Origin of the sequence: Frondihabitans sp. 762G35, assembly GCF_002074055.1 — a bacterium.
Taxonomy (GTDB): Bacteria; Actinomycetota; Actinomycetes; order Actinomycetales; family Microbacteriaceae; genus Frondihabitans.
In genome coordinates, this window is the sequence record NZ_CP014619.1 from 2442838 (window position 1) to 2457168 (window position 14331).

The window sequence follows — 14331 nt, forward strand, 5'->3', positions numbered from 1 at the left end:
GTCGCCGGTCACATCTCCCAGACGTCGGTGCTCGACGAGGCGACGGCCACGGCCCCGGCGCCCAGGGCCGCGACGACGTCCTCCTTGTCGCAGACGAGACCGCCCGCCACGATCGGCACGTCGACGTCGGCGAGCAGCCACGAGATGACCCGCGGCATGCAGCCGGGCAGGATCTCGACGGCGTCGGCGCGGGAGGCCGCGACCTGCTTCGGGAGGTTGCGGTACGAGAGGCTGTCGATCAGGAAGAACCGGTGGATCGCCCGGAGGCCGAGACCGTTCGCAGCCCTCACCAGCGGAGCCTTGGTGCTGAGGATGCCGTCGGCCTCCGTCCGCTCGCCGACGAACCTGACGACCACCTCCCGAGCCGCGAAGCCGTCGAGAAGGTCGACGTCGACGAAGACGGTCTTGCCGTGCGCCTTCAGCGTGGCGACGATCGACTCGATGGTGAGGACCGTGCCGTAGAGCAGGAACACCACCGCCCGGTCCGAGCGCAGGACGCGGCGGAGCCCCTCGTCGTCCTTGACGCTGGCGACGATCGGATCGTCGGCGAAGAGGTCGGCGACCGTGGGGGTCGGTCGTCGGACGGCGGTCGCGGCAGGCTGGCTCATGGTCGTCCAGTGTGGCGGACGAAGCCGAGGGCTCCCCGAGTCGGCCGCGACGGCCGCCGCCGCGCGTTGCGCCCCGCGCCCGCGCCCCGCGCCGGCCCGCCCGCCCGCCCGCTGCCGCACGGCCTCACCCGACCTCCCCCCGTCGGCAACTCAGGAGTCCTGCCGTCGCGGAGCGCCAGCCTCCCCCGGTCCGGCCCCGACGGCGACAGCCTGCCTGAGTTGCCGGCCGCGACGCCGCCGCCTCCCCCCCTGCCGAGGCCCCACGTCCCGATCCCGGGCCGGCCCGCTGGAGCGCGCGACGGCCCGCCGGCCGGCCGGCCGCCGGGCGCTACCCGCTCGCCGGCACAGCCGGTGCGCATCGGCAACTCAGGCATCCTGTCCCGAGCGGGGCCCGGGTCCGAGACATCGAGGCGGGAGCGACGCAGATGCCCTGAAATGCCGAGGTGCCCAGCCGCCCGGGGCGCATCGCAGCGCGCGGCGGAACCCCGCTCAGCGCCCGGGAGGCCCGGACGTGTCGCCGACCCGGAGGGTCACCGGCAGCACGACGTCCGCCGGCGTCCGCCCGGCCAGCAGGTCGCCCACCATGCGTCCCGCCACGAGTCCCCGGTCGTGGAGCGGCTGCTCCACGGTCGTGAGTCGTCGGTCGAGCCACGGCAGATCGGCGCCGTCGAAGCCCGTCACGGTGAGCCGTCCGGGGACCGGGATCGCCCGGACCGCCGCGGCCCTCAAGACACCGGCCGCGAGCATGTCGTTCTGGGCGAGGATCGCCGTGGGCGGCGCAGGGAGGTCGAGGAGCCGCCCGGCCGCGATCTCGCCCGCCTCGAGGTCGCGTCCGCCTGCCTCCACCCGCACCGCGTCGGGGAAGACCGCCGCCGTGGCGCGCAGCCGCTCCCGGATGGTGCGGTTGGCGATGGTCTCGAGCCCGTGCGCGACGGGCAGGACCTCTCCCGGCGGCAGGCTCTCGCCCAGGCGCGTCGTCCTCATGACGACGGCGACGCGCGCGTGACCGAGGCTCCGGACGTGTCGCGCGACGTCGCGCGTCCCCCGCGCGTCGTCGATGTCGACGAGGGCGATGCCCTCCTCGTGCGGTCCTTCGATGCCGACCAGCGGGATCCTGCGGGCGCGGAGCCCGGGCAGGAGCGAGTCGAACTCCTCGCCCCGGGTGAGGAAGACGACCGCGTCGACCGGCATGCCGTCGAGGAGCCGTGCGGACCTCCCGCTCTGCTCGGACCGGCCCGGCAGGAGCAGCTGCCCCACGTCGAGCGCGTCGAGAGCCTCGCTGAGGCCGTCCATGGTGGCGATCGTCACCGGGCTCTGGAAGGCACGCCGGATGCTCTCGGCCACGACGACTCCGACGATCCCGGAGCGGCCGCTCTTGAGGGAGCGCGCCGTGGGATTCGGTCCGGCGTAGTCGAGCTCGCGGGCAGCCGTCAGGATGCGCTGGCGCATCCGCTCCGTGATGGACCCCGTCGTGCGGAACGCGAGCGACGCGGTCGAGGTCGAGACGCCCGCGAGCGCGGCGACGTCGGCGAGGGTGACGGAGCTTCGCCCGCGGGTCGTCGTCATGAGCGTCACCCTACATATCGGCCGGACCGGAATGGCGCGTGTTCGCGCGTCCGGCATCGAATCGCAACGTTTCGTTAATCGAACCGCCACCGGGCCTGCCAACAATCGAAACGGTGCGATCGACGCCATTCCGACGCACCTCCCCCCAAGCACCTCCCCTCGAACCGAAGGACACGCTCCCCGTGATCTCACGCCGATCCCTCGTCGCCGTCGCGGCCGCCGCGACCGCCTCCCTGGCTCTCGCCGGCTGCGCCCCGACGGCCAGTTCCTCCGTCGGTGCCCAGCCGACCTCCCAGTCCGTCACCGGCACCAAGGGCACGCTGACCGTCTTCATCTCGGGCGACACGAACGTCCAGACGCTCTGGGACGACGCCCTCATCCCCGCCTTCGAGAAGGCCAACCCCGGCGCGACCGTCAAGACGACCCTCGACCTCCACGGCGAGCACGACGCGCAGACGCTCGCGAAGCTCACGAGTTCGGTGAAGTCCGGCGACGACCCGGGGTACGACCTCGTCGACGCCGGGTTCGTGCAGGCGGCAGGATCCGGGGGTCTCCTCGAGAAGACGTCCGCGGCGTCCATCTCGAACCTCGCCACCGTCCCGTCCGCGACCGTGAAGGCCGGCTCCGGCTTCGGGATCCCCTACCGAGCCTCGTCCGTGCTCCTGGCGTACGACTCCACCACGGTGAGCACCCCTCCGAAGACCCTCGACGCGCTCCTGACCTGGATCAAGGACAACCCGGGGCAGTTCGCCTACAACTCCCCCTCGACCGGCGGCTCCGGCCAGGCCTTCGTCACCACCGTGCTCGACAAGTACCTCTCCGACTCGACCCGGGAGAAGATGACGACCGGCTACGACCAGCCGCTCGAGTCGTCGTGGGACAAGGGCTTCGACGAGCTCAAGTCCCTGAATTCGTCGGTGTACCAGAAGGGCGTCTACCCCAACGGCAACAACCAGGTGCTCGAGCTCCTCGGGACCGGCAACATCGAGATGGCTCCCGTCTGGAGCGACCAGGTGATCACGGCGCAGGCGACGGGGACGCTCCCCAAGACCGTCAAGTACGCGCAGATCAGCGACCCGTCGTTCACCGGCAGCGCCTCGTACCTCGGCATCCCGAAGACGGCGGCCCACAAGACCGTCGCCGAGAAACTGGCGAACTACGTGCTCTCGGCCGAGGGCCAGGCTCTCATCGCCAAGACGATCGCGGGGTACCCCGTCATCTCGCTCGAGAACGTCTCGCAGGAGACGCGGGCGACGTTCTCGTCGGCCGACCCGTCGAACCTCCGCCCGGGCTACTACAGCGAGATGGCGTCCGACATGAACAACCTCTGGGACGCCAAGGTGCCCGGACAGTGACCGCCCTCCGATCCGGCACCTCGCCGCGGATCGGCACCGCGCGGCGGGTCTCCCCCGAGGCCCGCCGCGCCGGCGTCGGATTCGCGCTCGCCCTCCCGCCCGTCCTCCTGCTGGCCGTCTTCGTCGGGATCCCCGTCGTGCTCGCGATCGGGTTCAGCCTCGGTCACACGGGCGGCCTCAACGACACGATCGCGTCGATCGGGATCGGCACCCGGCGTTCGACGACCTGGTGGGGAACCCTCCAGGCCTACGGCGACGTCTTCGCCGACCCGAGGTTCCTCCGCGATCTCGGTGTCACGATCGTGGTCACCGTCGTCTCGACCGGGGCGACCCTGCTCCTGGCGGTCGGGATCGCCCTCAATCTCCGCCTCCGGGGCGGGAGGCTCGCGACCGTGTTCGCCGGACTCGCGGTCGTGCCGCTCTTCATCCCCGTCGTCATCGCGTCCTGGGCGATCCTGACGTTCTACGCGGGCGACGGCTTCGTCCGAACCCTTTTCGCGCTGGTCGGGCTCGAGGGCCCGACCTGGGGCTACACGACCGTCGCGGTCGTGATCGGCTCGGTCTGGACAAGCCTGCCGTTCGCGACGCTCATGGCGACGTCCGGAGTCCAGTCGGTCCCGGACGCCATGATCGAGGCGGCGAAGGACGCGGGGGCGGGGACACCGGCCATCATCCTGCGCATCCTCGTCCCGCTCGCCGGCGTCCCGCTCATCATCGCGACGACATTCACGGCCATCGGGATCCTCGGCTCGTTCACGGTCCCGTACTTCACGGGCCCGAACGCCCCCTCGATGCTGGGCGTCGACATCTCGAAGTACTTCCAGTCGTTCAACCACCCGCAGCAGGCGATCGTGATGGCCGTCGTGGTCTTCGTCCTCGCCTCCGGCATCGCCTTCTTCTACGTGTGGGCGAACTTCCGGTCGGCCAAGAAGGAGGGACGGATCTGATGCGCGGCGTCACCGTCTCGCGCGGTCTCGTGACCGCGATCCTGTTCGCCCTCGTGGCGGTCTTCATCCTGGGGCCCCTCGTCTGGCTGGCGGCGCACGCGTTCGCGACCTCGTGGACGTACCCGAACCTCCTCCCGGACGGGCTCACCCTCCACTGGTGGTCGGTCGTCTTCGGCGATGCCCAGCTCGGCGCGGCCGTCACGAACTCGCTCTACTTCGCCCCGCTCACGGTGGCCGTCTCGGCGGTCGTCTGCCTTCCGGCCGCGTACGCGTTCTCGCGGTTCGACTTCCCCGGGCGTCGCGTGTTCCTGATCGGGCTGTTCGCGACCAACGCGTTCCCCAAGATGGGGCTGTTCGTCGCCATGGCGTCGCTGTTCTACGGCCTGCACCTCATGAACACGGTGATCGGCATCGTCATCGTCCAGTTCATCGGGACCGTGGTCTTCATGACGTGGATCCCGGCGGCGGCCTTCTCGTCGGTGCCCCGCTCGCTGGAGGAGGCCGCGCAGGATGCGGGCGCCGGCCGGCTGCGCACCTTCCTCTCCGTGACCCTCCCGATGGCCCTCCCGGGGATCCTCGTCGCCGTGCTGATGTCGTTCCTCGCCTCGTTCGACGAGGCGCAGGGCACCTACCTCGTGGGCGCTCCCGTCTACATGACGATGCCCACCGAGATGTACACGCTGGTCCTCAACTACCCCAAGCAGGTCGCGGCCGTGTTCGCCATCCTGCTCTCGATCCCCTCCGTCGCCCTGCTGCTCGTCGCCCGGAAGTACATCATGGGCGGGCGACTCGCCGAGGGCTTCCAGATCCGATAGGCACGTCATGACCCTCTCCACTCCCGCTCGCGTCCGCCCGCGACCCGAGACCGGCGGCGCACCGGCCGGGCTGCCGGATCCTGCCCCCGGCCTCCGCATCTCCGGCCTGTCGAAGGTCCTCGGCGGACGCACCATCGTCGACTCGCTGGACCTCGACCTGGCCCGGGGCGAACTCGTGGCCCTGCTCGGCCCCTCGGGCTGCGGCAAGACGACGACGCTCCGCATGATCGCCGGCTTCCTCCGGCCCGACACCGGATCGGTCGCCATCGATGGGCGCGACGTCACGGAGCTCGGGCCGGAGAGGAGGCCGAGCGCGATGGTGTTCCAGAACTACGCGCTCTGGCCGCACCTCACCGTCTTCAAGAACGTGGCCTTCCCGCTCACCCTCCGGAAGATGCCTCGCGCGGAGATCAAGGACCGCGTCATGGCCGCCCTCGAGACCGTCAACCTCGCACACCACGCCCACTCGCGACCCGCGCACATCTCGGGTGGCGAGCAGCAGCGCGCGGCGCTCGCGCGCGCCATCGTGCAGGAGCCGGAGCTGCTGCTCCTCGACGAGCCCCTGTCGAACCTCGACGCGAAGCTCCGCGTGCGCGTCCGGGAGGAGATCCGCGACATCCAGCAGCGGCTCGGCATCACCACGGTGATGGTCACGCACGACCAGGAGGAGGCCCTCGCGATCTCGGATCGCGTCGCCGTGATGAACGGCGGACGGATCGAGCAGGTCTCGACGCCGACGGACCTCTACGCGTCGCCGCGAACGCTCTTCGTGGCCGGCTTCATCGGGAGCATGAACCTCCTCGCGGGCCCGCTCGGCACGTCGAGGCCCGTGGGCACGTCGATGCCCGCCGGCACGGCGATGCCCGTCGGCACAGCGGGTGGCACCTCGGCAACTCAGGAGAACGGCGTCTCCGACGACGAGACGTGGGCCGTCCGCCCGGAGGACGTCGTCTATTCGCCTGAAACGCCGACCGGGGCGGGCCGCGCCGAGGAGGCCGGGGCGACGTCGCACGCCGCGACCGTCCGCCGAGTGCTGCCGCACGGCCACTTCGCGGAGCTGGTGCTCGACGTGGACGGGATCGAGCTGCGCTCGATCGCCACGGGCCTCCTGCCGCGGCCCGGCGACCGGGGATCCGTCACGCTCCGGAACGTGCGCCTCTACCGCGACGGCCACCTGGTCGGAGACGACGCGTGAGCGCGATCGTCCGGGCCCGGGGCGTCGCCGCCGTCGCCCACCGAGGCGACTCCTCGCGCTGGCGGGAGAACACCCTGAGGGCCGTGCGATCCGCCCTCGCGGAAGGCGCGGACTCCGTCGAGATCGACGTGAGGCTCACTCGCGACGGCGACGTGGTCCTCCTGCACGATCCCACGCTGGAGCGCCTCTGGGGCGTGGAGCGGGCGGTGCGCGACGTCACGCTCGCCGAGCTCCGGGAGCTGGGCGGCGGCGAAGAGCGCATCCCCCTCCTCGCCGACGTCCTCCCGCTGTTCGACCGGGGCGACGCCCTGCTCCTCATCGACATGGAGACGGTCGAGCCGGCGGCCGCGGCGTACGACGTGGTCGCCCGCCACCGCGCCGCCCCGGCAGGAGCCGAGGCTCGCGTCGCCTGGTGCGGCGCGCTCGACGCACTGCGCACGATCCGCACCCTCGACGACGCCGCGGAGGTCTGGCTGCCCTGGGCGAGCGCCGTGCCGCCCCGCGCGGAGGACCTCGCCGACCTCCGGCCGGCCGTGGTCAACCTGCACCACCTCCTGGTCGGCCCCGGGATGGTCGAGGCGGTCCACGCGCTCGGGGCCCGCGTCTCCTGCTGGACCGTCGACGACCGGGACCAGATGGCCTGGCTCCAGCGGATCGGCGTCGACTCCATCACGTCCAACCGCCTGGCGGATCTCCTCGGGAGCCGCGCGGAGGCCTTCGGCGGGGACGATGCGTCCGCCGCCACGGCCGACGAGGCGGAGGCGCCCTCCGGACGGAGCGGGGAGGAACGACGTCGCGCCCGCCTCGTGGCCCGCGAACTCGCCGTGTGGGCGATGGACCACGTCCGCAGCAACCCCGTGGACCGCGTCGACACGAAGAAGAACCCCGCCGACCACGTGACCGAGGTCGACCGCGCCATCGAGCGAGGGGTTCGGGAGGTCGTCGACGCGCAGTTCCCCGGGCACCGGTTCGTGGGAGAGGAGTACGGAGGCGAACCGGAGGCGGGCTCCCCGTGCTGGTACCTGGACCCCGTGGACGGGACGGCCAACCTCGCCAACGGCGTGCCGTGGACGAGTTTCTCGCTCGCCCTCGTCGAGGACGGCTCGCCCGTCGTGGGCGTCGTCGCCGACCCGTGGCGGGGCCTCCTCGTCGAGGCGGCGGCGGGCGAGGGGGCGTGGGTCGACGGGCGGCGTCTGCGCCTGGCTCCTGCGGTCGCGGGAGGAGCCGACGACCCGCTCCGCGGTCGCATCGTCAGCACGGAGCTCGCCGGCCATCGCCCCTGGCCCGGCATGGTCGAGCTGGTCGACGGCCTGGCCGAGCGCTTCTGCACCACGCGGGTCATGGGGTCGGGCACGCTGACGATCGCAGGAGTCGCGCTCGGACACGGTTCGGGCGCCGTCATCGGGGCGTTCGGTCCCGTCGACCACCTGGCCGCCGCCCTGATCGTGCGGGAGGCGGGCGGCGTGGTGCTGGACGAGGCCGGACGCGACACGCTGTTCCCCGAGCGGGGCGGGATCCTGGCGGCGCGGGATCGCGAGACTGCGGACGCGCTCTTCGCTCTCTGGCGTGACGCGGTCGCGAAGGGCGCGTCTCGGGGCTGAAGAGCTGCCGATACTTCAGGAGATCGGCGGCTCCACGTCGGCCCCGCCCGGACGCCGCCCCGCCGGTGGCGCGGATCCCCTGAATTGCCGCCGGGGTGGGCCGGGGAACGCGAGGCGGCGCAACCCCGAGCGCCGCCTCGCCGAGTTTTTTGCAGAACTGCACGTTTGCACTTGCGTAATCTTGCAGTCATAGCAATAATCGGTGCATGACATCCGCACCCCTCGGCCTCCGCGATCGCAAACGCGAGGAGACCCGCTCCCGTCTCGAAGAGGCCGCCGTCACGCTCGTGCTGCACGACGGCCTCGAGCACGCGACGGTCGACTCGATCAGCGCGAAGGCCGACGTGTCGTCGCGCACGTTCTTCAACTACTTCGACACCAAAGAGGACGCGATCCTCGGCATCCGCGACATCGACCTGACGCCCGAGGTCGTCGCCGAGCACCTCGCGCGCACCGACGGCGCCGGGGTCGTCGAGTCGACGATCTCGCTCCTCCTGGCGGTCATCCGACCGTCGATCGAGGGTGCCGCGCTGCAGAAGTCGCGGATCGAGGTGCTGCGGCGCTATCCGCAGCTCTTCGGCCGGCACGTCGTGCAGATGACGCGCATGGTCGACGAGCTCGTCCGAGCCGTCACCGCGATCCTCGACCACGACTCGCGGTCGACGGCCCCCGCGTCGCGCGCGGAGGCCGAGGTGTTCCTCAGCCTCTGCGCCGGCGCCGTCCGGACCGCCGTCAAGCACTGGATCGAGGAGGGCACCGTCGAGCCCTCCGAGTCCCTCCATCCCAGGGCCACCGCCCTCGTCCACTCCCTCACCGAAAGAATCTGATGACCGAAACACTGCAGGCGCCGCCGCGTACGGCAGGCGCCCCCGAGTCGAGCGGTCCGACGACGAAGAGCATCCTGCTCGTCTTCGCCGGCCTCATGGTGACCATGCTGCTCGCCTCCCTCGACCAGACCATCTTCTCCACCGCCCTGCCGACCATCGTCGGCGAGCTCGACGGCGTCGACCACATGATCTGGGTCACGACCGCCTACATCCTCGCGTCGACCATCATGCTGCCCGTCTACGGCAAGCTCGGCGACCTGATCGGCCGCAAGGGCCTCTTCGTCGCGGCCATCGGCCTCTTCATCGTCGGTTCGATCGTCGGCGGGCTCTCCGGGAACATGACCGAGCTGATCACGGGTCGCGCGATCCAGGGTCTCGGCGGCGGCGGTCTGATGATCCTGTCGCAGGCGATCATCGCCGACGTGGTCCCGGCCCGTCAGCGCGGCAAATACATGGGCATCATGGGCGGCGTCTTCGCCCTGTCGAGCGTCGCGGGGCCCCTCCTCGGCGGCTTCTTCACCGACGGGATCGGCTGGCGCTGGGCGTTCTGGATGAACGTGCCGCTGGGCATCCTGGCCATCGCCTCGGCCGTGTTCTTCCTCCGCCTGCCGAAGGGCGCGCCGCGGAAGCCCCGCATCGACGGACTCGGCATGGCCCTCCTCGCCATCGCCAGCACCTGCCTCGTGCTCGTCACGACCTGGGGCGGCAACACCTACGACTGGAACTCGCCGCAGATCGTCGGCCTCATCGTCGGCCTCGCGATCTCGGGCACGGCCTTCGTGTTCGTCGAGCGCGGCGCCGCCGAGCCGATCATGCCGCTGCACCTGTTCCGTCAGCCGAACTTCGTCCTCACGACGCTGGCCGGTCTCATCACCGGGATCGCCATGTTCGGCGCCCTCGCCTACCTGCCGACGTACCTGCAGATGGTGACCGGTGCGGACGCCACGCAGGCCGGCTTCCTGATGATCCCGATGATGGCGGGCCTCCTGGTCACGAGCATCCTGACGGGGCAGCTCGTCAGCAGGACGGGCCGCTACAAGGTGTTTCCGATCGTCGGCACCGTGATCGTCGCCGGGGCCCTCGCCCTGATGTCGACCATGACGGCGACCATGCCGGTCTGGATCATCTGCGTCTACCTCGCCATCATGGGCATCGGCCTCGGCATGAGCATGCAGATCCTCATCCTGATCGTGCAGAACACGTTCTCGATCCGCGAGGTCGGCACCGCGACCGCATCGAACAACTACTTCCGTCAGATCGGCGCGTCGCTCGGCGCCTCGATCGTCGGCAGCCTGTTCGTCGCGAACCTGACCGACCTCATGGGGTCGCGCCTTCCGGCCGGATCGGCAGGAGCCACGGGTTCGACCAACTCGCTGACGCCCGCCGCCGTCAAGAACCTGCCGACGGCCATCCACGACGTCATCGTCGGCGCCTACAACGACGCGCTCACCCCGATCTTCCTGATCATGGTGCCGCTCGTCCTCGTAGCCGCGGTGCTCCTGCTCTTCGTCAAGGAAAAGCCGCTCGCCACCACGATCGAGCGCGACACCACCGCGGTCTCGCTCGAGACCGACGGCGCGACCCGCGTGCAGCTCGACCACGACGACGCGGCGCGCAGCGACGACGACGGCCCGCAGGAGCCCCGGGGCACCGGCACCCGGAAGGTCGACGTCCCCGCCTGACCGCCGACACCCGAGGCCCCGTCCCCGCGAGCGCTCGCCGCGCCGCCCGGGCGGGGCCTCCGTCGTACCTCCGTCGTGCGCGACGCTCCGCCGCGCGAGCGGCCCCTCGGAAGGGTCGGCTCAGCTCATCACGCGGCCGACGACCGGCGCCTTCTCGCGCCGACGCCGACGGGCCACACCGGGGTTCTGACCCACGGCGCGCCTCGGCTCCAGGTCGACCACCGCTCGGCGGCGGCCCTCGGCCCCGCGCCAGGTGAGGACGGCGCGCGCGCCTCCGACCCGCGCGGCGCGGTGCGACTCCAGCACGGCGTGCCACGACTTCTTCGGCGAGAAGACGGTGCTGCCCCGGGCCGGGAGGTCGGGGAGTTTCATCTCGCCGACGAAGTCGTCGCCATCGAGGAGCTCGACGTGCAGGCCCTTGATCGCGGTGGAGGTGCGGTTCTCGAGCCGGAAGTCGTACGCCACGTACCCGCGCTTGAGCGACTTTGGAGAGAGCATCTCGTGGTTGCGCTTGTCGAGGTACGTCATGAAGACGTCGAGGGAGACCGGGGCGTCGTCGACCGGGACGACCGGGACGGCGGCGTCCTCCCGTTTCCGCAGGGACCGGGCCGTGAGCCCGAGGACGACGGCGGCCGGGACGCCGACGACGACGGCGCCGAGCGCCTTCACGATCGGTGCGACCATCAGAGGGCTCCTCGCGTCGAGATGTTCATGTGTCGATCCTGCCCTGTCCGGCTTGTCGTTTCCTCCTCGATTCTGCCCCCCGGCGCAGCCCTCCGCCCCGCCGAGACCGCGGATGCGCACGCTCCTGTGTCCCGATCGACCCTCCGGGCGTGGGAACGGGTACAAATCGGCGCCGCGAATATTGGTCGAGTCCACCCCCGGGAGACGCGACGGGACAGTGTTGACTGTGGATGGCCAGTGACCCACGAGGAGAACCACCGCATGAAGCCCCTGCAGAATCGCCGCGTCGCCGTCACCGGGATCGGAGTCGTCACCCCCGGCGGCGTCGGAGTCGACGCCTTCTGGTCGAGCCTCTTCGAGGAGGCCGCTCCGCAGCAGGTCCGTCGCGTCGACGAGGGTGCGCTGGACGCGCGCCGGCTCATGAGCCACAAGGCGGCGAAGAACTCCGACATCGTCACCCGCATGGCGATCGTCGCCGCCGACGAGGCGCTGCGCGACGCCGGGCTCCTCGTGATCGACCCGGACGCGACCGAGCCCTCCACGTCCGACGAGGCCCAGCTCGTCCCCGGCATCGACCACGATCGCGCGGCCGTGTCGCTCGGGACCGGCATGGGTGGCGTCCAGACCCTCGCGACGCAGATCGGCATCCTGGCGGACCGCGGCGAGCGCCTGGTCTCGCCGCACGTCGTCCCGATGGTCATGCCGAACGCCCCCGCCGGGGCAATCAGCATCCGCTACGGCCTGCGCGGGCCTGCCACCACGATCTCGACCGCCTGCGCCGCCGGCACGGACGGCATCGCCGCCGGAGCCCGGATGGTCGCCCAGGGGACGGCCGACCTCGTCGTGGCGGGCGGCACCGACTCCAGCCTGACCGGCGTCTGCATCGCCGGATTCGCCAACATGCGCGCGCTGTCGCGCAGCGGATTCTCGCGCCCCTTCGACCGCGACCGCGACGGCCTCGCCGCGGCAGAGGCGTCCGGCATCCTCGTCCTCGAGGAGTACGAGGCTGCCGTCGCCCGCGGCGCCCACATCTACATGACGATCGAGGGGACGGCCTCGACCGCCGACGCCCACCACGTCACCGCGCCGGCCCCGCACGGCACGGGCGCCGAGCGGACGATGCGCCTCGCCCTCGACGACGCCGGGCTCACCCCCGACGACATCACGCACATCAATGCGCACGGGACCTCCACCGGCCTGAACGACGCCGCGGAGAGCGAGGCGGTCTCCCGGGTGTTCCCGACGAGCAACCCCGTCGTCACCAGCATCAAGGGCGTCACCGGCCACTCCTTCGGCGCCGCCGGGGCCGTCGAGGCGGTCGCCGTCGCCCTCACCATCAAGCACCGCACCGTCCCGCCCACGGCGGGCCTCGTCAACCAGGACGCCGAGATCCACCTCGACATCCCGACCGAGGCGCGGCCGTGGGAGCCGGGGCCGGTGCTCTCGAACAGCTTCGGCTTCGGGGGGCACAACGGCAGCCTGGTGTTCGTTCCGGTCGGGTAGCGCCGGGGCGGGCATCCTGCGCTTCCCGGTCGTTCCGGGAGTCTGACCGCCCGCGAGCCCCGGCCCTCCTACACTGACTCACCGTGGGGACCCCTAGACGACGCTCGCACTCGGAGCACCGGGCGCCGACCGTCGTGGCGCTGCTCGCGGCGCTCGCGCTCTACCTGACGCTGCCGCCGACGCTGCACCCGCGGCTCCGGCTCGTGGTGGCGGCGGTGGAGCTGCTCGCGCTGGTCCCGCTCCTGGTGCTCAACCCCGTGCGACTGCGGCAGGAGACGCGCCTCACGAAAGCGATCGGCTCCGGCCAGGCGATCCTCCTCGCCGGAGCAACCCTGTTCGCCCTCGCCGAGCTCGCGGCGCAGCTCATCGTGCTGCCGGCGGACGACGGGCCGAGGCTCCTGCTGGCCGCCCTCCAGGTGTGGCTCGCCGTCGTGATCGCCTTCTCGCTCCTCTACTGGGAGTTCGACCGAGGCGGAGCCGTCCGCCGACGCCACATCGACCTGCGTCGGCCGCGGACGATCGACTTCCGGTTCCCACAGGACGACGGCCCGCAGGATGCCCTGCTCGGCGCCCTCCCCGTCACGTGGTACCCCTCCTACGTCGACTACCTCGTGCTGTCGCTGACCAACGCGACGGCGTTCGCCCCGGGCCGCAGCGTGCCGCTCACCACGCGCGCGAAGCTCGTCCTCGCCGTGCAGTCGTTCGCGGGGTTCGCGCTCATCGGAGTGGTCGTCGTGCGGGCCGTCGTGCTGGTCGTCTGAACCTCGTGCGTCAGTCCCGGCGCGCGCGACGGGCGTCCCACAGCTCTTGGATCGCGGGGTAGAGCGTGGCGAGATCGTCGGGCAGCGCGGCCTTGACCGTGCGGCTCTGCTCGTCCACGAGGACCTCCTCGATCCCCTGCTCGACGGCGTCGAACGTGGCGACGGCCACCGACGCAGGACTGATCTTGACCTTGACCCGCGCCGCCATGTCGGTGTCGATGAAGCCGGCGTGGACGGCCGTGACGAGGGTCCCGGCATGACGGAGCTCGACGCGGGTGCCGTTCGTGAGGGCCCACGCCGCCGCCTTCGACGCTCCGTAGGAACCGCTCGCCGGCGGCGTGAACCAGCTCGCGACCGAGAGCATGTTCACGAGGGCGCCGCCGCCGTTCGCCTCGAGGACCGGGGCGAAGGCGCGGGTCATGGCGAGGGTTCCGAAGTAGTTGACGGCCATCTCGTGACGCGCACCGTCGAGGGACTCGCTGGCGACGAACGGGCTGAGCGTCATCACGCCGGCGTTGTTGACGAGGAGGTCGACGTCGGTGCAGGACGCGGCGGCCGCGTCGACCTGCTGCTGGTCGGTGACGTCCAGCAGGATCGGCACGAGCCGCGCGTCGCCGGTGTCGAACGGCTCGCGGGCGCCGCAGTAGACCTTCGCCGCGCCCCGGGCGAGGAGTTCGCGGGCGAACGCGACGCCGAGGCCGCGATTGGCGCCCGTGACCAGGGCGGTGCAGCCGTCGATGCGCATGGCCCCAGCCTGGCACGGGGCGGCGCGTGCGGCGCGTGCGGT

At 71.6% G+C, this 14331-nt stretch carries 13 protein-coding genes; 9 read left to right on the top strand and 4 right to left on the bottom strand.

Features of this window, described 5'->3' with window-relative positions; translation table 11 throughout:
* Positions 1–8: 8 nt before the first annotated feature.
* Positions 9–608: a glycerol-3-phosphate responsive antiterminator gene (locus AS850_RS11585; RefSeq protein WP_119869263.1), complete on the bottom strand. Its 600-nt coding sequence runs from the start codon at positions 606–608 to the stop codon at positions 9–11.
* Between the two features lie 489 nt (positions 609–1097).
* On the bottom strand, positions 1098–2174 hold the full coding sequence (locus tag AS850_RS11590) for a LacI family DNA-binding transcriptional regulator (RefSeq protein WP_119870279.1): 1077 nt from the start codon (positions 2172–2174) through the stop codon (positions 1098–1100).
* Positions 2175–2356: 182 nt separating this feature from the next.
* Here AS850_RS11590 and AS850_RS11595 point away from each other — a divergent pair, with 182 nt between their 5' ends.
* From AS850_RS11595 to AS850_RS11625, 7 genes are all read left to right on the top strand, one after another.
* Positions 2357–3529 (top strand): extracellular solute-binding protein, encoded by a 1173-nt coding sequence (locus tag AS850_RS11595; RefSeq protein WP_119869264.1) that lies wholly within the window; start codon positions 2357–2359, stop codon positions 3527–3529.
* Positions 3526–4476: an ABC transporter permease gene (locus AS850_RS11600; RefSeq protein ID WP_119869265.1), complete on the top strand. Its 951-nt coding sequence runs from the start codon at positions 3526–3528 to the stop codon at positions 4474–4476. The genes AS850_RS11595 and AS850_RS11600 overlap by 4 nt, the downstream gene beginning before the upstream one ends.
* Positions 4476–5291: an ABC transporter permease gene (locus AS850_RS11605; protein ID WP_119869266.1), complete on the top strand. Its 816-nt coding sequence runs from the start codon at positions 4476–4478 to the stop codon at positions 5289–5291. The genes AS850_RS11600 and AS850_RS11605 overlap by 1 nt, the downstream gene beginning before the upstream one ends.
* Before the next feature lie 7 nt (positions 5292–5298).
* Positions 5299–6486 carry an ABC transporter ATP-binding protein gene (locus AS850_RS11610; RefSeq protein ID WP_119869267.1) on the top strand — a complete coding sequence of 396 codons (1188 nt, stop codon included), beginning with the start codon at positions 5299–5301 and terminating at the stop codon, positions 6484–6486.
* Positions 6483–8087 carry an inositol monophosphatase family protein gene (locus AS850_RS11615; RefSeq protein WP_236940698.1) on the top strand — a complete coding sequence of 535 codons (1605 nt, stop codon included), beginning with the start codon at positions 6483–6485 and terminating at the stop codon, positions 8085–8087. The genes AS850_RS11610 and AS850_RS11615 overlap by 4 nt, the downstream gene beginning before the upstream one ends.
* Before the next feature lie 206 nt (positions 8088–8293).
* Positions 8294–8914, top strand: coding sequence for a TetR/AcrR family transcriptional regulator (locus AS850_RS11620; protein WP_119869268.1), 621 nt, complete (start codon positions 8294–8296; stop codon positions 8912–8914).
* On the top strand, positions 8914–10596 hold the full coding sequence (locus AS850_RS11625; protein WP_119869269.1) for an MDR family MFS transporter: 1683 nt from the start codon (positions 8914–8916) through the stop codon (positions 10594–10596). Before AS850_RS11620 ends, AS850_RS11625 begins: the two co-directional genes overlap by 1 nt.
* Positions 10597–10716: 120 nt before the next feature.
* Here the strand turns inward: AS850_RS11625 and AS850_RS11630 are convergent, their stop codons facing one another.
* Positions 10717–11280, bottom strand: coding sequence for a hypothetical protein (locus AS850_RS11630; RefSeq protein ID WP_119869270.1), 564 nt, complete (start codon positions 11278–11280; stop codon positions 10717–10719).
* A gap of 261 nt (positions 11281–11541) precedes the next feature.
* On the opposite strand from AS850_RS11630, the gene AS850_RS11635 reads away from it, so the two are divergent.
* Both AS850_RS11635 and AS850_RS11640 read left to right on the top strand, forming a co-directional pair.
* On the top strand, positions 11542–12783 hold the full coding sequence (locus AS850_RS11635; protein ID WP_119870281.1) for a beta-ketoacyl-[acyl-carrier-protein] synthase family protein: 1242 nt from the start codon (positions 11542–11544) through the stop codon (positions 12781–12783).
* Positions 12784–12866: 83 nt separating this feature from the next.
* Positions 12867–13544: a hypothetical protein gene (locus tag AS850_RS11640; RefSeq protein WP_123955496.1), complete on the top strand. Its 678-nt coding sequence runs from the start codon at positions 12867–12869 to the stop codon at positions 13542–13544.
* A gap of 10 nt (positions 13545–13554) precedes the next feature.
* Here AS850_RS11640 and AS850_RS11645 read toward each other — a convergent pair whose 3' ends face one another.
* Positions 13555–14289, bottom strand: a complete 735-nt coding sequence (locus AS850_RS11645; protein ID WP_119869272.1) for an SDR family oxidoreductase — start codon at positions 14287–14289, stop codon at positions 13555–13557.
* Positions 14290–14331 lie beyond the last annotated feature (42 nt).